Raw genomic sequence first — 20,940 nt, 5'->3', positions numbered from 1 at the left:
AGGCTTGCCCGCGATGAGGCCAGTCCAGGCAACCCCGGGCTCGATTGGTAAATTTTCTTTAAAGGTGAACTGGTTTCGAGGGGATGTTTCAGGAAAAAACCGGATGCCAGCCTATGGGCACTTTTTCCTCGAGGAGTGCCACCATGTCCCCCCACAAGAACTCGCGCTGGCTCAAGCGCCTGCTCGCCCTCAGCCTGCTGACGCCGGCCCTGGCATTCGCCCAGGAGCGCCCTTGGCCGGACGGCTCGCAGCTGGTGCTGTCGTTTTCCATGCAGTTCGAGACCGGTGGCCAGCCGGAGGGCGCCGAAAGCCCGTTTTCCGCAAGCCCGCTGCCCAAGGGCTACCCCGACCTGCCGGCCAACACCTGGTTCGACTACGGCCACAAGGAAGGCCTGTGGCGCCTGCTCGACCTCTGGGACCGCACCGGGATCAAGGTCACTTCCCATGTGGTCGGTGAAGCCGCGCTGAAACACCCGGAGCTGGTCAAAGCCATAGCCGCGCGTGGCCACGAGGTGGCGGCCCATGGCATGCGTTGGGCCGACTCTTACAACATGAGCTACGCCCAGGAAAAACAGTTCATCGGCGATGGCGTGGACGCGGTGCAGAAGCTCACCGGCCAGCGCTCGGTCGGCTACAACGCCAACTGGCTGCGGCGCAGCCCCAATACCCTGAAGGTGTTGCAGGAGCTGAACTTCACCTACCACATCGACGATGTCAGCCGTGACGAACCTTTCGTCACCCTGGTGCGCGGCAAGAAATTCGCCGTGGTGCCCTACACCCTGCGCAACAACGACATCGTGCTGATCGAGGGCCGGCACTTCTCCGCCGAGCAGTTCTATCAGCAGTTGGTGCTGGAGTTCGATCGTCTGTACGCCGAAGGCACGAGCCGGCGGCGGATGATGTCGGTGAGCTTGCACGACCGTATCGGCGGCACGCCGGCGATGGTCGAAGCGGTGGAGCGTTTTATCCGCTACGCCCAGTCCCACCCCAAGGTCAGCTTTATGCGCAAGGACCGGATCGCGCAGATCGTACTGACGGAGAACAACCCGTTGATCGATAACAGTGAGGCGGCGTACAACGATTGAGGCTTTGCTGGCGGGGCGATTCGAGATTGGCGGTGGCTGGGAGGGCGCTATCGNCCCGTAGGAGCGAGGCTTGCCCGCGATGAGGCCGGTCCAGACACCTTGATACAGCGCCCAGTCAATTCCCCAGCGTCAACCCATTGGCCGGCAGCGGCAGCGCGGTCTTGTAGCGCACCTGCTTGAGGGCGAAGCTGGAACGGATATTGGCCACGCCGGGCACCTTGGTCAGGAAGTCCATCATGAAGCGCTCCAGGGCCTGGATGGTCGGCACCAGCACGCGGATCAGGTAGTCCGGATCGCCGGCCATCAGGTAGCACTCCATGACTTCCGGGCGGTCGGCGATGGCCTCTTCGAAATGCTGCAGCGCCTCCTCCACCTGCTTCTCCAGGCTGACGTGAATGAACACATTGACGTGCAGCCCCAGCAGGTCGGCATCCAGCAGGGTCACCTGCTCGCGGATCAGCCCCAACTCCTCCATGGCGCGCACGCGGTTGAAGCAGGGGGTGGGCGAAAGGTTCACCGAACGGGCGAGGTCGGCGTTGGTGATGCGGGCATTCTCCTGGAGGCTGTTGAGAATGCCGATGTCGGTACGGTCCAGTTTGCGCATGAGACAAATCAACCTTCTTTTTATGTTTATGCAGATTTTTTATCTGCAAATCATCTTTAGCGCAACGAAACAGAGATAAATATTCTCCTTGGCCCGGCCTATGATTGTTGTAGGACAAGATTTCCCTTACCCAAGGAATGACTGTCAGCTAAGCGCGCCCACTACAAGAAATTCACAAGATCGAGCGTAGACAAGCCATGACCCAAGCGTACGAACCGCTGCGCCTGCACGTGCCCGAACCCTCAGGCCGTCCCGGTTGCAAAACCGACTTCTCCTACCTGCGTCTGACCGACGCCGGCACGGTGCGCAAACCCCCAATCGATGTAGAACCCGCCGACACCGCCGACCTGGCCCGTGGCCTGATTCGCGTGCTCGACGACCAGGGCAATGCCCTGGGCGACTGGGCCGAAGAGGTGCCCAGCGAGGTGCTGCGCCAGGGCATGCGCGCCATGCTCAAGACACGGATCTTCGACAACCGCATGGTGGTCGCCCAGCGCCAGAAGAAGATGTCGTTCTACATGCAGAGCCTCGGCGAGGAAGCCATCGGCAGCGCCCAGGCCCTGGCGTTGAACATCGACGACATGTGCTTCCCCACCTACCGCCAGCAAAGCATCCTGATGGCCCGTGAAGTGCCGCTGGTGGACATGATCTGCCAGCTGTTGTCCAACGAGCGCGATCCGCTCAAGGGGCGCCAGTTGCCGATCATGTACTCGGTGAAAGAAGCCGGCTTCTTCACCATCTCCGGCAACCTGGCCACCCAGTTCGTGCAAGGCGTGGGCTGGGGCATGGCCTCGGCGATCAAGGGCGATACCAAGATCGCCTCGGCCTGGATCGGCGACGGCGCCACTGCCGAGTCGGACTTCCACACCGCCCTGACCTTCGCCCACGTGTATCGCGCGCCGGTGATCCTCAACGTGGTCAACAACCAGTGGGCGATCTCCACCTTCCAGGCCATCGCCGGCGGTGAAGCCACCACCTTCGCCGGTCGCGGCGTCGGTTGCGGCATCGCCTCGCTGCGAGTGGACGGCAACGACTTCATCGCGGTCTACGCCGCGTCCCGCTGGGCCGCCGAACGCGCCCGGCGCAACCTCGGCCCGACCCTGATCGAATGGGTCACCTACCGCGCCGGCCCGCACTCCACTTCCGACGATCCGTCCAAGTACCGCCCGGCCGACGACTGGAGCCACTTCCCCCTCGGCGACCCGATCGCCCGCCTCAAGCAGCACCTGATCAAGACCGGCCAGTGGTCCGAAGAGGAACACGCCGCGGTCAGCGCTGAACTGGAAGCCGAAGTCATCGCCGCGCAGAAACAGGCCGAGCAGTACGGCACCCTCGCCGGCGGGCAGATCCCCAGCGCCGCGACCATGTTCGAGGACGTGTACAAGGAAATGCCCGAGCACCTCAAGCGCCAACGCCAGCAACTGGGAATCTGACATGAACGACCACAACAACAATATCCAGTTGGAAACCGCCATGACCACGACCACCATGACCATGATCCAGGCCCTGCGCTCGGCCATGGATGTGATGCTAGAGCGTGACGACAACGTGGTGGTGTTCGGCCAGGACGTCGGTTATTTCGGCGGCGTGTTCCGTTGCACCGAAGGCCTGCAGACCAAGTACGGCACCTCGCGGGTGTTCGACGCACCGATCTCGGAAAGCGGCATCGTCGGCGTCGCCGTCGGCATGGGCGCCTACGGCCTGCGCCCGGTGGCGGAAATCCAGTTCGCCGACTACGTCTACCCGGCCACCGACCAGATCATTTCCGAAGCGGCGCGCCTGCGTTATCGCTCCGCCGGCCAGTTCACCGCGCCGCTGACCATGCGCATGCCCTGCGGCGGCGGCATCTACGGCGGCCAGACCCACAGCCAGAGCATCGAGGCGGTGTTCACCCAGGTCTGCGGCCTGCGCACCGTGATGCCGTCCAACCCCTACGACGCCAAGGGCCTGCTGATCGCCTCCATCGAAAACGATGACCCGGTGATCTTCCTCGAGCCCAAGCGCCTGTACAACGGCCCGTTCGACGGCCACCACGACCGCCCGGTAACCCCCTGGTCGAAACACCCCTCGGCCCAGGTGCCGGACGGCTACTACAAGGTGCCGCTGGACGTCGCCGCCATCGCCCGCCCGGGCAAGGACGTCACCGTGCTGACCTACGGCACCACGGTGTATGTCTCGCAAGTGGCCGCCGAGGAAACCGGGATCGACGCCGAGGTCATCGACCTGCGCAGCCTGTGGCCGCTGGACCTGGAGACCATCGTCAAGTCGGTGAAAAAGACCGGCCGCTGCGTGGTGGTCCACGAAGCCACCCGTACCTGTGGGTTCGGCGCCGAGCTGGTGTCGCTGGTGCAAGAACACTGCTTCCACCACCTGGAAGCGCCTATCGAACGCGTGACCGGTTGGGACACCCCCTACCCGCACGCGCAGGAGTGGGCGTATTTCCCTGGCCCGTCCCGAGTGGGCGCGGCTTTGCAACGGGTCATGGAGGTCTGAATGGGCACGCACGTAATCAAGATGCCGGACATCGGCGAAGGCATCGCAGAAGTAGAACTGGCGCAGTGGCACGTCAAAGTCGGCGACCTGGTGGTCGAGGACCAGGTGCTGGCCGACGTCATGACCGACAAGGCCATGGTGGATATCCCCTCCCCGGTGCACGGCAAGGTCATCTCCCTGGGCGGCCAGCCCGGCGAAGTGATGGCGGTGGGCAGCATATTGATCAGCATCGAGGTCGAAGGCGCCGGCAACCTCAAGGCCTCCGATCAGCTGGTCAAGGAACCTGCCCCTATTAAAGAAGCAGCACAAGTGGTGGCAGCGCCCAAGGTCGAAGCCGCGCCAGTGCTGGAAAGCAAACCCGCCGCCGCGTGCCGCCCCGCGCCACAGGCACCGGTGGCCCGCGACGCCGACGAGCGCCCGCTGGCCTCCCCGGCCGTGCGCAAGCATGCGCTGGACCTGGGCATCCAGCTGCGCCTGGTGCAGGGCAGCGGCCCGGCCGGACGCATCCTCCACGAAGACCTGGACGCCTACCTGGCCCAGGGCACCCAGAACGCACGCAGCGGCTCGGCGCCGTCCGGTTATGCCCAGCGTCACGACGAAGAGCAGATCCCGGTAATCGGCATGCGCCGCAAGATCGCCCAGCGCATGCAGGAAGCCACCCAGCGCGCCGCCCACTTCAGTTATGTCGAGGAAATCGACGTCACTGCCGTGGAAGAACTGCGCGCGCACCTCAATGAAAAACACGGCGCCAGCCGCGGCAAGCTGACCCTGCTGCCGTTCCTGGTGCGGGCCCTGGTCGTGGCCCTGCGCGACTTCCCGCAGATCAACGCGCGTTACGACGACGAGGCCCAGGTCATCACCCGCCACGGCGCGGTGCATGTCGGGGTGGCCACGCAAAGCGACATCGGCCTGATGGTGCCGGTGGTCAAGCACGCCGAAGCCCGCAACCTGTGGGACAGCGCTGCGGAAATCGCGCGCCTGGCTACAGCCGCGCGCACGGGCAAGGCGGCCCGCGACGAACTGTCCGGCTCGACCATCACCCTGACCAGCCTCGGCGCCCTGGGCGGCATCGTCAGCACGCCGGTGCTGAACCTGCCGGAAGTGGCGATCGTCGGGGTGAACAAGATCGTCGAACGGCCGATGGTGATCAAAGGCCAGATCGTGGTCCGCAAGATGATGAACCTCTCCAGTTCCTTCGATCACCGGGTGGTCGACGGCATGGACGCGGCGCTCTTCATCCAGGCCATTCGCGGCCTGCTCGAACAACCCGCCAGCCTCTTTGTTGAATAGGCATTTCTGGAGCAAGGCATGCAACAGTCTCTGAACACTACATTGCTGATCATCGGCGGTGGCCCTGGCGGTTATGTGGCGGCGATCCGCGCTGGCCAGCTGGGCATCTCGACCATCCTGGTGGAAGGCCAGGCATTGGGCGGCACCTGCCTGAACATCGGCTGCATCCCGTCCAAGGCGCTGATCCATGTCGCCGAACAGTTCCAGCAGACCCGGCATCACAGCCAGGGCTCGGCCCTGGGCATCAGTGTCGCGGCGCCGACCCTGGACATCGGCAAGAGCGTGGAATGGAAGGACGGCATCGTCGACCGCCTGACCACTGGCGTCGCCGCCCTGCTGAAAAAGCACAAGGTCCAGGTGATCCGTGGCTGGGCCAAGGTCATCGACGGCAAGACCGTGGAAATCGAAGGCGCCGACACTCGCATCCAGTGCGAGCACCTGCTGCTGGCCAGCGGTTCGAAAAGCGTCAACCTGCCGATGCTGCCGATTGGCGGGCCGATCATCTCCTCCACCGAAGCCCTGGCGCCCAAGGCCCTGCCCAAGCGTTTGATCGTGGTCGGCGGCGGCTATATCGGCCTGGAGCTGGGCATCGCCTACCGCAAGCTCGGCGCCGAAGTCAGCGTGGTCGAGGCCCAGGAGCGCATCCTGCCGGCCTATGACGCCGAGCTGACCCAACCGGTGCTCGAATCGGTGAAGCAACTGGGGATCAAGCTCTACCTCAAGCACAGCGTCGAAGGCTTCGATGCCGGGAGCAACAGCCTGCAGGTGCGCGACCCGAACGGCGAAAGCCTGAAGCTGGAAACCGACCAGGTGCTGGTGGCGGTCGGCCGCAAGCCGAACACCCAGGGCTGGAACCTCGAAGCGCTGAACCTGGAGATGAACGGCTCGGCCATCCGCATCGATAACCGCTGCCAGACCAGCATGCGCAATGTCTGGGCCATCGGCGACCTCGCCGGCGAACCCATGCTCGCGCACCGGGCCATGGCCCAGGGCGAGATGGTCGCCGAGCTGATCGCCGGCCAGCACCGGGAGTTCAACCCCACGGCCATTGCCGCGGTGTGCTTCACCGACCCGGAACTGGTGGTGGTCGGCAAGACCCCGGACGAGGCCAAGGCCGCCGGCCTGGATTGCATCGTCTCGAGCTTCCCGTTCGCCGCCAACGGCCGCGCCATGACCCTGGAATCGAAAAGCGGTTTCGTGCGGGTGGTGGCGCGCCGTGACAATCATTTGATTGTCGGCTGGCAGGCGGTGGGCGTCGGCGTGTCCGAGCTGTCCACGGCCTTCGGCCAGTCCCTGGAAATGGGCGCGCGCCTGGAAGATATCGCCGGCACCATCCACGCCCATCCGACCCTGGGCGAAGCGGTGCAGGAAGCGGCATTGCGCGCCCTGGGCCACGCGCTGCATCTGTAAACACCGGATCTGTAGGAGCGAGGCTTGCCCGCGATAGGGCCAATGAGCACGGCGGGGAAATCGAGCCGTCTGTGCCGACGCCATCGCGAGCAAGCTTCGCTCCTACAGAAACCGCTCGCCGCGGGGCGACAGGAGGGTTCATGAGCAGGCTAAGTTTTTTTGCTCACCCTCCCATCGCCCGGGATGCGGTGCCCCCCCGGAATGCAGTATTGTTGTGCCCATCCAAAAAACGTCAGAAGCCTTGAGCCGTTGCGACGGTTGTTAAGCGATAGAGGGTGTCATGGGTAACGAAAGCATCAATTGGGACAAGCTGGGTTTTGACTACATCAAGACAGACAAGCGCTATCTGTCGCACTGGCGTAACGGCGAGTGGGACAAAGGCACCCTGACCGAAGACAACGTGCTGCACATCAGCGAAGGCTCCACCGCCCTTCACTATGGCCAGCAGTGCTTCGAAGGCCTGAAGGCCTACCGCTGCAAGGACGGTTCGATCAACCTGTTCCGCCCGGACCAGAACGCCGCCCGCATGCAGCGCAGCTGCGCGCGCCTGCTGATGCCGCAGGTGTCCACCGAGCAATTTGTTGCCGCCTGTCAGGAAGTGGTTCGCGCCAACGAGCGCTTCATCCCGCCTTACGGCACCGGCGGCGCGCTGTACCTGCGCCCGTTCGTGATCGGCGTGGGTGACAACATCGGCGTGCGCACCGCCCCCGAGTTCATCTTCTCGATCTTCGCCATTCCGGTCGGCGCCTACTTCAAGGGCGGCCTGACCCCGCACAACTTCCTGATCTCCACCTACGACCGCGCGGCGCCACAAGGCACCGGCGCGGCCAAGGTCGGTGGCAACTACGCCGCCAGCCTGATGCCAGGTTCGGAAGCCAAGAAGAAGCACTTCGCCGACTGCATCTACCTGGACCCGCTGACCCACTCGAAGATCGAGGAAGTCGGTTCGGCCAACTTCTTCGGCATCACCCATGACGACAAATTCGTCACGCCGAAGTCGCCGTCGGTACTGCCAGGCATCACCCGCCTGTCGCTGATCGAACTGGCCAAGACCCGCCTGGGCCTGGAAGTGATCGAAGGCGACGTGCTGATCGACAAGCTGTCGGACTTCAAGGAAGCCGGCGCCTGCGGCACCGCCGCGGTGATCACGCCGATCGGCGGCATCGACTACCAGGACAAGCTGCACGTGTTCTACAGCGAAAAAGAAGTCGGCCCGATCACCCAGAAGCTCTACAAAGAGCTGACCGGCGTACAGACCGGCGACATCGAAGCGCCAGCGGGCTGGATCGTCAAGGTCTGACCTGACACCCGGCCACAAGAAAGCCCGCCCTTCACCGAAGTGAAGAGCGGGCTTTTTCATGGTCGCGCCATACAGCCGGAACCGACCGCCCCTAGCCGAGCGCGGCAGCTTCCGGAGGCAGGAGAATATCCCAGGCCTTTTCCTTGCCGTGATATTTGTCGATCAGGGCAAACAGGATGGCTGCGGTCTTGATATCGACCACCCCACTGACATGCTCCTGGTTGAAGCGCATCTGGAACGCCTTCACCACGGGCTCCAGGCCTTGGTCCAGATAACCGTAGCCATAGGTTTGCAGGGCCTTGGTCACCTGCATCATGCTCGGTGGCGTGACGCTGAAACGGGCCTGGTAGTCGCCGATGGTGGGCTCGTCCGGCCAGGCACCGACGCCGGCTTCGGCAAGTTTTTTCCAGGGAAAGAACGGCCCCGGATCGATCTTGCGCCCCGGCGCGATATCCGAGTGGCCGACAATGTCCGTCGGCTGGATGTCGTACTTTTCGATCAGGTCTCGCGCCAGGCTGATCAGCAATTCAGTCTGACGCTCGCCGTAGGGCGCGCCCAGGGGCTGCCCGCTCTCCTGGTCCCAACCGGCGTTGACGATCTCGATACCCAGCGAGGTGTCATTCAGGTTGCTGCGGTTTTTCCATTGGCTCACCCCCGCATGCCAGGCCCGGTCGTGATCGTCGACCAACTGGTCGGCCACCAGCAGGCCCTTGTGGGTCTTCGGTTCCTCCGGGATCAGGTAGTTGGCGCTCACCAGCTCCGAGCGGGTCAGGACCTCCAGGGACTTCTGCTGATCGAGCGCCGTGTAGTGCAGCACCAGGAAACGAATCCGGTTGTTCTTGGCCACTGCTTGCTCGCTTGTCGAGATCGCGTAGCCGTTTTTTGCCATAAGCGTTTCATCGACCTGGTCTTTCTGCAGGCCGGTACAACCCGTAACCGCCAGTAAAAGCCCCAAAACCGCCGTGTACTTCTGCATAAACCGCCCTTGAACTCTGCTTTCCATTGCCCCGCGCCACTCAGGCTTGCGGGGGGCTGGAATGCTAGAGAGCGGGATGCAGCGCCGTCTTTAGGAAAAGTCCTAAAAGAACACTCAGGACATTGCAGGAGCAGCCGGTCGCTGCTCGATTGCTCGCGATGCAGACGCCGCGGTGGGTCAGGTGCGGCGCCATCGCGGGCAAGACGGATCGCCGCCCGCTTGCTCCTACAGACGCTGGTTACTGGTGCTGGACCTGGAACATCGAGTTGACCTGGACCCGCGCCAGCATGTGCTCGGCGCCACCGCCGCGACGCATGCCGCGCACCGGGCAGGCGTCGAGGTAGTCGAGGCCGACCGCCAGCTTCAGGTGCCGCTCTGGCCTGGCCAGGCGGTTGGTCACGTCGAAGCTGTACCAGCCGTCGTCGATCCAGGCCTCCGCCCAGGCATGGCTGGCCAGGTGGCTTTCGTCTTCGGTGCACAGGTAGCCGGAGACATAACGCGCGGGAATCCCCAGGCCGCGGGCGCAGGCCAGGAAGGCATGGGTGTGGTCCTGGCAGACCCCGACCCCGCCGGCGAAAGCCTCGGCCGCGGTGGTGTCCACCGTGGTCGCGCCCGGGCTGTAGACCATGTGTGCGGCCAGGGCATGCATCAGCTCGATCAGCGCCGCGCGGTCGCGCCGGGTGCCGCAGTGCTGCGCGGCGAAGGCGCTGAGGGCCGCGTCGGCCTTGGTCAGCGAGCTGCTGCGCAGGAACGGCAGCGGCGACTGGCTGTCGTGTTCCACCTCCCGGGCCTGGTCGATTTCCACCTGGCCATAGGCAGTCAGGACCAGGGCGCCATGGGGCTCGTCCATGGTCAGCACATGCAGGATATTGCCGTAGGGGTCGAGCTGGCTGCGCACCAGGCGCGGCAGTTCCAGGTGCCATTCGAGGATGTGCTGGCGCTCGCTGTTCTGCGGCGTCAGGCGCAGGAACTGGATGCTGGTGCAGACTTCATCGGCGTAGCTGTAGGTGGTGTCGTGGCGTATGGAAAGTTTCATACAACCTCCAGATAGGATTCGTGGACGGTCTGCCCCAGGTGACGGATCTGCGCGATGAAATCGCTCAGCCACAGGTGCAGCCCCGACGCGAGGATTTCGTCGATCCCGGTGTAGCGCAGGCGCGCGTTCAGCTCGGCGGCCAGGCGCTGGGCCGGACGGCCGTTGTTGCCCGGCAGGCTGGCGAGGATCTGGTCCAGCTCCTCGACGCAGGCATGCAGCGAGCGCGGTACGTCGGCGCGCAACAGCAGCATCTCGGACACCTGCTCGGCCCCCGGCGCATTGCGGTAGATCTCGTTGAACGCCTCGAACGAAGACAGGGCACGGAGCAAGGCGCTCCACTGGTAGTAGCCACGGGCCGAGTTGTCGCTGACCTCCTCCGACTCCTCGCCGAACATTTCGTAGCGCGCATCCAGCAGGCGCAGGGTGTTGTCGGCCCGCTCGATAAAGGTGCCCAGGCGAATGAAGCAATAGGCATCGTTGCGCATGATGGTGCCCGATGTCGCGCCACGGAACAGGTGCGAGCGCTCCTTGACCCATTCGCAGAAATGGCTGATGCCGTAGCGCCCCAGGCCGCTCTTGGCGATGTTGCGCATCTCCAGCCAGGTGGCGTTGATGTTCTCCCACATGTCGGCGGTGATCCGCCCGCGCACCGCGTGGGCGTTGGTCCGCGCCGCCCGCAGGCAGCAATAGATGCTGCCGGGATTGGTTTCATCGAGGGCGAAGAAGTGCAGCATGCGTTCGCTGTTCAGCTCGCCGTAACGCTGGTTGTAGTCGTCCAGGGTGCCGGCGGCCAGCAGCGACATCGCCAGCTCGGCACGGCCGTCACTGCGCCCCGCCTGGGGCATCAGCGACAGCGAGTAACTGACTTCGAGCATGCGCGCCAGGTTCTCGGCGCGCTCCAGGTAACGGGACATCCAGTAGAGGTCTGCAGCGGTTCTTGAAAGCATCGGTCAATCCTCCACGACCCAGGTGTCTTTGGTGCCGCCGCCCTGCGACGAGTTCACCACCAGCGAGCCTTCGCGCAAGGCCACGCGGGTCAGGCCGCCCGGCACCAGGCGGGTTTCGCTGCCCGACAGGACGAACGGGCGCAGGTCGATATGCCGCGGCGCGATGCCGTTCTCGACAAAGGTCGGGCAGGTCGACAGGCACAGGGTGGGTTGGGCGATATAGGCTTCCGGGCGGGCCTTGAGCCGGGCGCGGAAGTCTTCGATCTCCGCCGCCGTGGCCGCCGGCCCCACCAGCATGCCGTAGCCGCCGGAGCCCTGGGTTTCCTTGACCACCAGGTCCGGCAGGTTGGCCAGTACGTGGGACAGCTCCTCCGGTTTGCGACATTGCCAGGTCGGCACGTTCTTCAGGATCGGTTCCTCGCTCAGGTAGAAGCGGATCATCTCGTCGACATAGGGGTAGATCGATTTGTCGTCCGCCACCCCGGTGCCCACCGCATTGGCCAGCACCACATTGCCGGAACGGTAGGCGGCGATCAGCCCGGGCACGCCGAGCATGGAATCGGGGTTGAACGACAAGGGATCGAGGAAGGCGTCGTCGAGGCGACGATAGATCACATCCACCGCCTGGGCACCGGAAGTGGTGCGCATGAATACGCGGTCGTCGCGCACGAACAGGTCGGCGCCCTCCACCAGTTCCACGCCCATCTCCCGGGCCAGGAACGCATGCTCGAAATAGGCGCTGTTGAAACGCCCCGGGGTCAGCACCACCACCGTCGGGTTGTCCAGCGGGCTGGAGCTTTTCAGGGTATCGAGCAGCAGGTTCGGGTAGTGGTCGATGGGCGCCACCCGTTGCGCGGCGAAGAGTTCGGGGAACAGGCGCATCATCATCTTGCGGTCTTCGAGCATGTAGCTCACGCCGCTGGGGGTGCGCAGGTTGTCTTCCAGCACGTAGTAGCTGCCGTCGCCGTCACGCACCAGGTCGACGCCGGAGATGTGCGAATAGATATTGCGATGCAGGTCCAGGCCGCGCATCGCCACCTGGTAACCCTCGTTGGCCAGCACCTGCTCGGCCGGGATGATGCCCTCCTTGAGAATGCGTTGCCCGTGGTAGATATCGGCCAGGAACAGGTTCAGTGCCTGGACCCGCTGGATGCAGCCGCGCTCGACGTTCCGCCATTCGCTGGCCTTGATGCTGCGCGGGATGATGTCGAAGGGAATCAGCCGTTCAGTGCCTTGCTCGTCACCGTACAACGTGAAGGTGATGCCAGCGCGGTGGAACAGCAGGTCGGCTTCGCGCCGACGCTGGTCCAGCAGCTCCACTGGGGTGTCCGCCAGCCAGCGGGCGAACTCCTGGTAATGTGGGCGGCAGCCACCACTGGCATCATACATTTCGTTAAAAAAAGCACGGGACATACCCCAACTCCTCGCCGTGGTTTAAACGGCTTTTTATTTAAACTCTCTGTTTCAATAAATCGGGCCTTACGCTGAGCGATAGAAACTGTTCTGTTGTGCACCTCATTGTGCGGCTTGAATATTCCACTCGATGCCGGCGGAAATACCCCACTTATTGACGCCAGTCGTTTGGCAAAACTTCCCGTATGGATTTTCGGCAATGGATCGCCCGCGATGACGTCCATTGGTTGTGGAACTCGTCACCTCCTTTTTGGTTTTAATCTGAACTTTCAAACTGAAAGTTTTCCGAAACTTCAACAGCACACTTCGTTGGAGTTCAAAGGCTGTCTATCTGCTTTAGCAATCGCTGTGCCCAAATCCCGTCTCCCCGCGAATAAAGTCCCCAAGGGTGGAAAAATGACACTTCGGCGACACTTTTCATTCAGCCAGGGGACTCCAATCCCTGCTGACGCTGAAACGTTTTATCCAAAATGCCGCCTGAACGGCCTTGCACAACACTGGCGCGAACGAAAAAAGTGCAGAAACTGTCGAGGAAGTTTTTTTTGCCCTGACAAGGGGATTTTTGGCAAAGCAGCTGTTATCGCTTTGCACAAAGCAAGATTTGACGCGGCCTGCCGAGAGAAAGAACAGCGCACCATTAGCGGTCCGGAAAACGCACCAACGGCGAACGAAACACCCAATAGCGCCAACTATTGGCGCAATTTCAGCTTTTCGCCAGCGCTAGTTTGTAAAAGTGTCGGACAGGATTGAACCGGACATTTCCGACTGTGCACGGTTCGCGCCCGAAGGAATAACGTTCGCCGAAGTTATCCGCCGAACTCTTCATTCCACTTTTTATTGATTCAGTGCAATCAGCCAGGGTTTATCCCCGCCCTCCCCCCACCACCAAACCTGTAGGAGCGCAGCTTGCTCGCGATGCAGGCACCGCAGTGAATCAGGCACGCCGCCATCGCGAGCAAGCTCGTTCCTACAGGGACTCGCGGATAACCGCTATCGCGCACACCGCCTCGGCCGGGGTTTGGTGCAATCAGCCAGGATTTATCCCCGCCCGCCCCACACCACCGAACCTGTAGGAGCGCAGCTTGCTCGCGATGCAGGCGCCACGGTGAATCAGGCACACCGCCATCGCGAGCAAGCTCGCTCCTACAGGGGTTCGCGGATAAACAGCTATCGCGCGCACCGCGCTACAAGGTTTTCAGGTGTTCGAGGATGATCCGCACCGCCTCGGCCGACGACAGCAGGGAGCTGTCTAGCGTCAAGCGCTCATGGCTCCAGGCCTGGTAATCATGATCGAGCACCGACTGCCAGCTGGGTGGACGCAGGCCGGGCACATCCGCCTCGCGGCTTTCCACCCGGCGCCGGTGCTCGGCGACGTCCGTGCAGACCACCTCGACATTCAGCAAAAGGCTCTGCTCGGCCTCGGCGATGCCCTGCCAGGCCTGGCGGCTCTCGGAGACCGGATTGACGCAATCGGCCACCACCCGGTTGCCCAGGGCCAGGTTGCTGCGGGCCAGGGCAATGGCGACCTCGTACCCGGCCTTGCCGACCTCCGCCAACCCTCCGTTGCGCAACGTCTGCTCGATAGTGTCGATGCGCAGATAGGTGGCCCGCAGATGGCTGGCCAGGGCCCGGGCGATGGTGGTCTTGCCACTGCCGGGCAGGCCACTGAAGACGATAAGCATGCTGAAGACTCCAAGCCTGGACTGCATTCGAAGGCTGACGACAACACCAGCCATGGGATTGTGGACCGACCTATGAAGCCTGGGTAACGGCCGGGCGACCCGGTTTGCCAGCGCTCCCGACACGCCGGGTTGGGCTGTCCGGTTCTTCGATCTGGACGGCGAAGCGACTGGCAAGCTCCTTGCGCCCCAGGGCGGTCAACCCCAGCGCCCTGCTGTCCAGGTCCTGGGTCAGCCATTTGCGCCGGATCGCCTCCTGTAACAACGCGGCCCCCAACGCACCACCCAGATGCGGGCGGCGCATGCTCCAGTCCAGGCAAGGGCAGGCAAAGCGTCGGCGCAAGCTCGCCAGGGCCCGCACATCGATGCCCAATCCGGCAAAAAACCCTTCGCCGGCCGGGCTCAGGCTGTACTCCTGGGCGTCCTCCTGCGGTTGCTGCAACCAGCCGGCGTCGAGCATGTGGTCATGCAGCTGCACCGCCAGGGTGCCGGCCATATGGTCGTAGCAGGTGCGGGCGAACTGCAGACGGTCCGGGGTGCGCGGGCTGAACACAGGGGCAGCGCTTTGCCCGATCACCATCAGGGCTTCCAGGGCCTGGGCCACGCGTTTGTCAGCCAGGCTGTAGTAGCGATGGCGGCCCTGCACATGCAGGCGCACCAGGGCCAGCTCCTTGAGTTTGCCCAGGTGCGCGCTGGCTGTGGAGGCGCTGACATCGGCAATCGCCGCCAGCTCAGTGCTGGTGCGCGCGTGGCCGTCCATCAGCGCACAGAGCATTTTCGTCCGCGCCGGCTCGGCAATGGCCGCGGCGACCTGGGATACAGCGTTGTCGTGCTGCTGTGCATTCATATTTCGCTCCCGAACGAATCGTGCCCCTCGCAGGTTGCCGATAGTAGCAACACTTCTCCCCCGCGAATAAGGCCTCCCATCATGGACCCGATCACCGCCGTCACCCACGCCGATCCCTACCCCTACTACGCCAGCCTGCGGACCCGGGGCGGGCTGGCCTTCGACCCCGGACTGGGGATGTGGCTGGCCAGCAGCGCCGCAGCGGTGGCCGCGGTGCTGGCCCATCCCGAGTGCCGGGTACGTCCCGCCCACGAGCCAGTGCCCCGGGCCATAGTCGACGGCGCCGCCGGCAAAGTGTTCGGCCAGCTGATGCGGATGAACGACGGCGAGCGCCAGCGTTGCCCGCGGGCCGCAGTCGAGCCGGGCCTGCAACTGGTACATGCCGAGGAAATCCAGCAGCGGGTCGCCGCCCTGCTGCTGAGCCTGCCAAGGGATACCCCTGCCAGGCTGCATGACGGCCAGTTCCGCCTGCCGGTGGCGGTGGTCGCCGGGCTGCTGGGCTTTGCCGCGCACCAGCTGCCGGCGATTGCCGATCTGACCCAGGACTTCGTCGCCTGCCTGTCGCCGGCCAGCAATCAGACACAACGGGATGCCGCCCACCGGGCAGCCGAACACTTGACCCGACACTTCGAGATCCTGCTCGATCAGGCGCCCGCCAGCCCGCTCTTGCAGCGGATCGTCAAAGGCTTCGGCAGGCAGGATCACGACAGCCTGGTCGCCAACCTGATCGGCCTGTTGTCCCAGACCTTCGAGGCCTGCGCCGGGCTGATCGGCAACAGCCTCTGCGCCCTGCTGGGCGATCGCCGCTTGCTCGCGGAATTGCGGGCGGCACCCACCCGGGTCGCCGACCTGCTGGCCGAGGTGCAGCGCCACGACCCGGCAGTCCAGAACACTCGCCGCTTCGTCGCCGCACCTTGCAGCATCGCCGGAGTGACGCTCAAGCCGGGCGACGTGGTGCTAGTACTGCTGGCCTCGGCCAACCGCGACCCGCAATTGAACCCGGAGCCGGATCGCCTGCTGCTCGAACGCGAGGCGCGGCGCAGTTTCAGCTTTGGCAGCGGCCGCCACCAATGCCCCGGCCAGGCCCTGGCCCTGACCATCGCCAGCACGGTGGTCGGTGCGCTGCTGCGGCAATCGACCCTCGACCAACCCATCGGCTGGACCTACAAAGACTCGCTCAACGGGCGCATCCCCTTGTTCACCACCCTGCCGGAGTCGCACTGATGATCGCCGTGATATTCGAAGCCCTGCCGCACCCGGAACATCGCCAGCGTTACCTGGATATCGCCGCCGCGTTGAAACCGCTGCTGCTGGAGATCGACGGCTTCATTTCCATCGAGCGTTTCCAGAGCCTGAGCGAGCCGGACAAGCTGCTGTCCCTGTCGTTCTGGCGCGACGAACAAGCGGTCGAGGCCTGGCGCACCCTCGAACGCCATCGCACCGCCCAAGCCCTGGGACGGACCCAGGTGTTCGCCGACTACCGGCTGCGGGTCGCCGAAGTGGCGCGCGACTACGGGCTGACCCGGCGCGACCAGGCGCCGGCGGACAGCCGTCAGACCCATGCCGGGTAAAACTGCTGGGCGCCTATTCGACCAATGAATGGTGGTCAGAGGGTCATGGGGCTTCTGCTAGGGTCATGCCTGGACTTGCGAGGACAGGATCATGAGCCAGATCACCCAACATGCCCTGAAGCTCAACGGCATCGAGTTGCACCTGCATGCCGCCGGCCCGCTGGATGGACCGCCGGTGTGGCTGCTGCACGGTTTTCCCGAGTGCTGGTATTCGTGGCGTCGGCAGGTGGCGCCGCTGGTGGCCGCCGGCTACCGGGTGCTGATTCCGCAGATGCGCGGCTACGGCGACAGCAGCGCCCCAGAAGATGTAGTCGCCTATGACGTGCTGACCCTGTGCGCGGATATTCAGCAGGCAATGGATGCCCTGGGCCAGGAGCAGGCCTGCATCGTCGGTCATGACTGGGGCGCCGTGGTCGCCTGGCACCTGGCGTTGCTGGAGCCGCAGCGGGTCAAGGCCCTGGTGGCCCTCTCGGTGCCTTTCGCCGGCCGCCCGAAACGCCCGGCCGTGGAGATCATGGCCGAGCTGTTCGCCGAGCGTTTCAATTACATCCTGTACTTCCAGAAACCCGGCGTCGCCGAGCGGGAACTGGACGCCGACATCGACCGCAGCCTGCTGCATTTCATGCACGACTGCGAACACCTGCTGGATGAGAAGAGCCCGTCGGCCCTGCTGTTCGAGGGCATGCCAGCGCACCAGGCACCACCCGCCTGGTGCACGCCGGAGGACTTCGCGGTGTACCGGCGCACCTTTGCGGGGCGAGGTTTTCGCGGCGCCCTGAACTGGTACCGCAACTTCGAGCGCAACTGGCAGCGGACCGCGCACCTGAGCGAACGCCAGGTGAGCCAACCCACCCTGTTCATGATCGGCGACCGCGACCCGGTGGGCCAACTGGAAGCTCGCACCCTGGAGCGCATGCCCGGCAAGGTGCCACGCCTGGAACAGTATCGGCTGGCGGATTGCGGGCACTGGATCCAGAGCGAACGGGCCGAAGAGGTCAATTTGCGGTTGCTGGATTTTCTCGGGAGAAACTACCCCTGCCCGCCTGCGGTGCAGACAGGGGCCTAGCGCTACAGGCTGCGATATTCGAGCGTGAGGTGCGACAGTTCGTGGACCGGCGCCAGGCGCTGGCGAATGGTCTCGGCGCTGACGCCGGCAGCCGCTACCACGCTGACAATCGCCGCCCGCGCCTGCGGGCCGACCTGCCACACATGCAGGTCGGTGATGCGCGCATCGCCGACGGCTTCCACCGACTGACGAATCTCGTCGGCCAGGTGCTCGTCTGTGGTGTCGAGCAGCACCGCCGCGCTGGACTTCATCAAGCCATAGGCCCAGCGACCGATGACCAGCGCACCGACCAGGCCCATCACCGGGTCGAGCCAGACCCAACCCAGATAACGCCCCGCCAGCAAGGCAGCGATGGCCAGGACCGAGGTCAGGGCATCGGCCAGCACATGGACATAGGCCGAGCGCAGGTTGTTGTCGTGGTGATGGCCATGCCCCTGTGAATGTTCGTGCGGATGCTCATGAGCATGCTGATGGCCGTGATCGTGGCCGTGATGGGCATGGCCGCCGGAGAGCAGCAACGCACTGACAATATTCACCAGCAGCCCGACCACGGCGATCACCGTCGCCTCGGTGAAGGCCACCTGGGTCGGCTGCAACAACCGCAGCAGCGACTCGCCGGCGATGCCGATGGCCACCAGGCCGAGGATCAGCGCCGAGGCGAATCCCGCCAGATCGCCGACCTTGCCGGTGCCGAAACTGAAGCGCGCATTGTCGGCATTACGCCGGGCGAAACCGTAGGCCGCCGCCGCGATCCCCAGGGCCCCGGCATGGGTCGCCATATGGAAACCGTCGGCCAGCAAGGCCATGGAACCGGTGAGATAACCGGCGGCGATTTCGCCGATCATCATGACGAAGGTCAGCGCCACCACCCACAGCGTGCGCCGGGCGTTTTCATCGTGGGCGGCACCGAGGAAGTGGTGGTCGTGGGTCAAGCCGGCGGCTGGCAAGGTGGGGCTCATGGGGCGGTCTCCGGTCAGGAATATCGGCGAATGGCTTCGAGCAGTTCGCTCACGCCCTTGGCCCGTTCTTCATCGCTGAGTTCGGGGTGAGCCACGTGCTCCAGGGCATGGGCCTCGATGATTTCCCCCATCAGCCCGTTGATCGCGCCGCGGGTGGCCGCCACCAGGTGCAGGGTCTTGGCGCACTCCGCGCCAGACTCCAGGGCCCGCTCCACGGCCTGCACCTGGCCAAGAATGCGCCGGACCCGTTTGAGCAGATCGTCCTTCTGTGCGTGCGTGTGCGACATACCTATACCCCCTATACCTATATGGCGCGCATCCTGAACCATGCCACGAACCAATACAAGAGGTTGACGATGCCAGTCATCCGCCAACGTATTTCGATCCCCCACGCCCCACCCCGCCAGGCGAAGGCACGGAAGCACGATGCGCTATTCGAAGGGATTTATAGAAGAACAGTCGCCAGGTCAGGCTGCGCCCCGACCTGGCCGCAACCATTCCATAGCCCCCCAAGCCATCCACCACATTTTTCAGAATCTCCCTACAGGCTGCTCATCAACATTCACGGTAACGTCCCGAAGCCAACTGCAAATGTCATTCGCCCCCACTGCCGGGGACTTTTTATGGACGACAGGGAAGCAAACACGGATGAGCGGTTACGTGCCGAACGCCCCAAAGGGGTATCGCAACAAGGGTATAGAGCCTGTTGATCTTGGTGCCCAGCGATGGGCGCAATACCAAGACCTTCCACCGAAGCCGGAAGACAAGCCCAAGGCAGCCGGCTGCACCTTTACCAAGCCCTGTAAGCTCCCTGATGGGGTTATCAACTACGCAAGCTCGACCCTCCCCATCGCTGCCATCAAAGAGTACGGCGAGTTCGCCTTGCTGGGCGGCCGTGAAACGGATGCTTCGGGGAACATTCCGCTCCAGATAATCAGTGGTGGGACTTTGCCCGCAGCAATGGGAACACTGGTTCTAGCAGGTGGCCTGGCAGCTTCTGGAGCTTCCTGCGCAAGCCTCTGTACTGCTGGAGCTGTAGCAGGTGCCGGGGCTGCTGCCACGGGCACTGCCAGTGGTGCTGGCGCAATCGCTACCGGAGTTGCCGCTAGTGTCTTAGCAGGCATGGTTGCACTGCTCTGGCCTTCTAGTCTTGGAGACAGTTCCCTGTACACACCCGAGCAGCTCAAGACTCTCAAGGAAGGTCGTACACGTGTGCGATTGCACGTAGAACAGCAAGCCGATGGAACGCTTAAAGGATATGGGTACAACACAGAGAAGCGCCGCGATTGGGAAATGATTCCCATAGTCCAGTTTGCTGCTCGGGGCCAACAACAGGTGGCTGACTTCGGGGACGGGGTAACTCTCATCTGGACACCGGCCGTTGATCCTTCCAGCGCGTCAGGAACGCCCCCGTTAGAAGCGGCACCACAAGCTCCTCATATCTGGATTTATCCGCCCACCGAGCAAGCGAATAACATCATCGTCAATCCGATCTACCCTCCAGAATACAAGGACTTCATCCTGGTATTTCCGGCAGATTCCGGTATCAGGCCTCTCTATATTGTTTTGGCACTGGAGTTCAATGCAGCCAGTTACCACGGCAAGGCGGACACAGCAGTCAAAAGCAAAGGTCCCACCCATGGACAGGAAGCCCTGGAGAACTCCGTTCAGGTGAAACCTACATCACCCCGCAGGATTGGCGTCGACCCAGAGACAAATGAGTTTGTCGTCTTTGACCGTACGCAAGGAGATGTCTACCACGGCCACGTCAGGCAATGGGATAAACTTCACCAAGAGATGAAAAATGCCTTGATCAAAGCCAAGAAAGTAGACATCAGGGGCAATATTCTGGGAGCGCAAAAGTGAACCTTTTCTATCAAGATCCCTCAACCAGTCACGATGACGCGACGAAGCTGCTTGCCAGTAGCGTGGATACAGACGTTATTGCGGGATTGATTTCTATCGGTCTGAATGAAGGTGACAGAGTCTGGGCCCAGAATACTTGCCTTAAGTACCTTGCAAGTGAAACTGAATCGGTTGCAGCATCCGCCGTCACCGCTCTGGGCCATATAGCTCGCAGACATAGCAAACTGGATAGGGAAATGGTCCTTCCGGCACTCGAAAGCGTGAAGCAGAAATTCCCTTCATTGGAAGGCGTTGTTGCAGATACGCTTGACGATATTGATGCATTTACCTGACCTGCCAAGAGCTCAGATGCAGTGCACTGCAGCGGGAGGCTTGCCCCTCCCCGCAACGATTCAACT

General features: G+C 63.3%; 21 protein-coding genes. 12 read left to right on the top strand and 9 right to left on the bottom strand.

Translation table 11 applies throughout. From position 1 onward, the window contains the following. Positions 1 to 143 precede the first annotated feature (143 nt). Positions 144 to 1,085, top strand: coding sequence for a polysaccharide deacetylase family protein (locus ACTJKT_RS18830; protein WP_440788126.1), 942 nt, complete (start codon positions 144 to 146; stop codon positions 1,083 to 1,085). Between the two features lie 115 nt (positions 1,086 to 1,200). On the opposite strand, the gene bkdR is transcribed toward ACTJKT_RS18830, so the two are convergent. After that, complete coding sequence (gene bkdR, locus ACTJKT_RS18825) at positions 1,201 to 1,689, bottom strand: Bkd operon transcriptional regulator BkdR (protein ID WP_009048410.1); 489 nt, start codon at positions 1,687 to 1,689, stop codon at positions 1,201 to 1,203. Between the two features lie 197 nt (positions 1,690 to 1,886). Between bkdR and ACTJKT_RS18820 the strand changes: the two genes are divergently transcribed. From ACTJKT_RS18820 to ACTJKT_RS18800, 5 genes are all read left to right on the top strand, one after another. After that, the gene (locus ACTJKT_RS18820) at positions 1,887 to 3,122 is read left to right on the top strand and encodes a 3-methyl-2-oxobutanoate dehydrogenase (2-methylpropanoyl-transferring) subunit alpha (RefSeq protein ID WP_440788125.1); all 1,236 of its coding nucleotides are present in this window, start codon (positions 1,887 to 1,889) and stop codon (positions 3,120 to 3,122) included. 1 nt (position 3,123) lies between these two features. After that, on the top strand, positions 3,124 to 4,182 hold the full coding sequence (locus ACTJKT_RS18815) for an alpha-ketoacid dehydrogenase subunit beta (protein ID WP_025809506.1): 1,059 nt from the start codon (positions 3,124 to 3,126) through the stop codon (positions 4,180 to 4,182). Beyond that, complete coding sequence (locus ACTJKT_RS18810; RefSeq protein ID WP_440788124.1) at positions 4,183 to 5,472, top strand: dihydrolipoamide acetyltransferase family protein; 1,290 nt, start codon at positions 4,183 to 4,185, stop codon at positions 5,470 to 5,472. Positions 5,473 to 5,490: 18 nt separating this feature from the next. After that, the gene (lpdA, locus tag ACTJKT_RS18805) at positions 5,491 to 6,882 is read left to right on the top strand and encodes a dihydrolipoyl dehydrogenase (protein WP_440788123.1); all 1,392 of its coding nucleotides are present in this window, start codon (positions 5,491 to 5,493) and stop codon (positions 6,880 to 6,882) included. 280 nt (positions 6,883 to 7,162) lie between these two features. After that, the gene (locus ACTJKT_RS18800) at positions 7,163 to 8,182 is read left to right on the top strand and encodes a branched-chain amino acid aminotransferase (RefSeq protein WP_097302971.1); all 1,020 of its coding nucleotides are present in this window, start codon (positions 7,163 to 7,165) and stop codon (positions 8,180 to 8,182) included. A gap of 91 nt (positions 8,183 to 8,273) precedes the next feature. Here ACTJKT_RS18800 and ACTJKT_RS18795 read toward each other — a convergent pair whose 3' ends face one another. From ACTJKT_RS18795 to ACTJKT_RS18780, 4 genes are all read right to left on the bottom strand, one after another. Next, positions 8,274 to 9,071, bottom strand: a complete 798-nt coding sequence (locus tag ACTJKT_RS18795) for an N-acetylmuramoyl-L-alanine amidase (RefSeq protein ID WP_440788122.1) — start codon at positions 9,069 to 9,071, stop codon at positions 8,274 to 8,276. Between the two features lie 325 nt (positions 9,072 to 9,396). Next, entirely contained in the window at positions 9,397 to 10,194 is a 798-nt protein-coding gene (locus ACTJKT_RS18790) for a transglutaminase family protein (protein ID WP_440788121.1), read from the bottom strand. Beyond that, entirely contained in the window at positions 10,191 to 11,141 is a 951-nt protein-coding gene (locus tag ACTJKT_RS18785; RefSeq protein WP_097302969.1) for an alpha-E domain-containing protein, read from the bottom strand. The genes ACTJKT_RS18790 and ACTJKT_RS18785 overlap by 4 nt, the downstream gene beginning before the upstream one ends. 3 nt (positions 11,142 to 11,144) lie before the next feature. Then, positions 11,145 to 12,554, bottom strand: coding sequence for a circularly permuted type 2 ATP-grasp protein (locus ACTJKT_RS18780; RefSeq protein ID WP_007925060.1), 1,410 nt, complete (start codon positions 12,552 to 12,554; stop codon positions 11,145 to 11,147). Between the two features lie 114 nt (positions 12,555 to 12,668). Between ACTJKT_RS18780 and ACTJKT_RS18775 the strand changes: the two genes are divergently transcribed. Next, entirely contained in the window at positions 12,669 to 13,304 is a 636-nt protein-coding gene (locus ACTJKT_RS18775) for a hypothetical protein (RefSeq protein ID WP_440788120.1), read from the top strand. 434 nt (positions 13,305 to 13,738) lie between these two features. On the opposite strand, the gene ACTJKT_RS18770 is transcribed toward ACTJKT_RS18775, so the two are convergent. After that, positions 13,739 to 14,236 (bottom strand): AAA family ATPase, encoded by a 498-nt coding sequence (locus ACTJKT_RS18770; RefSeq protein ID WP_440788119.1) that lies wholly within the window; start codon positions 14,234 to 14,236, stop codon positions 13,739 to 13,741. A gap of 70 nt (positions 14,237 to 14,306) precedes the next feature. Next, a complete protein-coding gene (locus ACTJKT_RS18765) occupies positions 14,307 to 15,080 on the bottom strand; it encodes an ArsR/SmtB family transcription factor (protein WP_440788118.1) in 774 nt (257 codons plus the stop codon). 81 nt (positions 15,081 to 15,161) lie between these two features. Here ACTJKT_RS18765 and ACTJKT_RS18760 point away from each other — a divergent pair, with 81 nt between their 5' ends. The 3 genes from ACTJKT_RS18760 (at position 15,162) to ACTJKT_RS18750 (ending at position 17,717) form a co-directional block, all read left to right on the top strand. Continuing rightward, a complete protein-coding gene (locus ACTJKT_RS18760) occupies positions 15,162 to 16,304 on the top strand; it encodes a cytochrome P450 (RefSeq protein WP_440788117.1) in 1,143 nt (380 codons plus the stop codon). Further along, positions 16,304 to 16,651 carry an antibiotic biosynthesis monooxygenase family protein gene (locus ACTJKT_RS18755; protein WP_440788116.1) on the top strand — a complete coding sequence of 116 codons (348 nt, stop codon included), beginning with the start codon at positions 16,304 to 16,306 and terminating at the stop codon, positions 16,649 to 16,651. Before ACTJKT_RS18760 ends, ACTJKT_RS18755 begins: the two co-directional genes overlap by 1 nt. A 91-nt stretch (positions 16,652 to 16,742) precedes the next feature. Then, positions 16,743 to 17,717 (top strand): alpha/beta fold hydrolase, encoded by a 975-nt coding sequence (locus ACTJKT_RS18750; protein ID WP_440788115.1) that lies wholly within the window; start codon positions 16,743 to 16,745, stop codon positions 17,715 to 17,717. A 2-nt stretch (positions 17,718 to 17,719) separates the two neighbouring features. Here ACTJKT_RS18750 and dmeF read toward each other — a convergent pair whose 3' ends face one another. Both dmeF and ACTJKT_RS18740 read right to left on the bottom strand, forming a co-directional pair. After that, positions 17,720 to 18,676 carry a CDF family Co(II)/Ni(II) efflux transporter DmeF gene (gene dmeF, locus ACTJKT_RS18745; protein ID WP_440788114.1) on the bottom strand — a complete coding sequence of 319 codons (957 nt, stop codon included), beginning with the start codon at positions 18,674 to 18,676 and terminating at the stop codon, positions 17,720 to 17,722. A 14-nt stretch (positions 18,677 to 18,690) separates the two neighbouring features. Beyond that, positions 18,691 to 18,963, bottom strand: coding sequence for a metal/formaldehyde-sensitive transcriptional repressor (locus ACTJKT_RS18740; RefSeq protein WP_053278552.1), 273 nt, complete (start codon positions 18,961 to 18,963; stop codon positions 18,691 to 18,693). 361 nt (positions 18,964 to 19,324) lie between these two features. On the opposite strand from ACTJKT_RS18740, the gene ACTJKT_RS18735 reads away from it, so the two are divergent. Continuing rightward, the gene (locus tag ACTJKT_RS18735) at positions 19,325 to 20,542 is read left to right on the top strand and encodes an S-type pyocin domain-containing protein (RefSeq protein ID WP_440788113.1); all 1,218 of its coding nucleotides are present in this window, start codon (positions 19,325 to 19,327) and stop codon (positions 20,540 to 20,542) included. Beyond that, entirely contained in the window at positions 20,539 to 20,874 is a 336-nt protein-coding gene (locus ACTJKT_RS18730; RefSeq protein ID WP_440788112.1) for a hypothetical protein, read from the top strand. The genes ACTJKT_RS18735 and ACTJKT_RS18730 overlap by 4 nt, the downstream gene beginning before the upstream one ends. The last annotated feature ends 66 nt before the right edge of the window (positions 20,875 to 20,940 follow it).

Source organism: Pseudomonas sp. 22526 (assembly GCF_052044735.1).
GTDB lineage: Bacteria > Pseudomonadota > Gammaproteobacteria > Pseudomonadales > Pseudomonadaceae > Aquipseudomonas > Aquipseudomonas piscium.
This window is presented reverse-complemented; position numbering and strand designations above follow the sequence as displayed.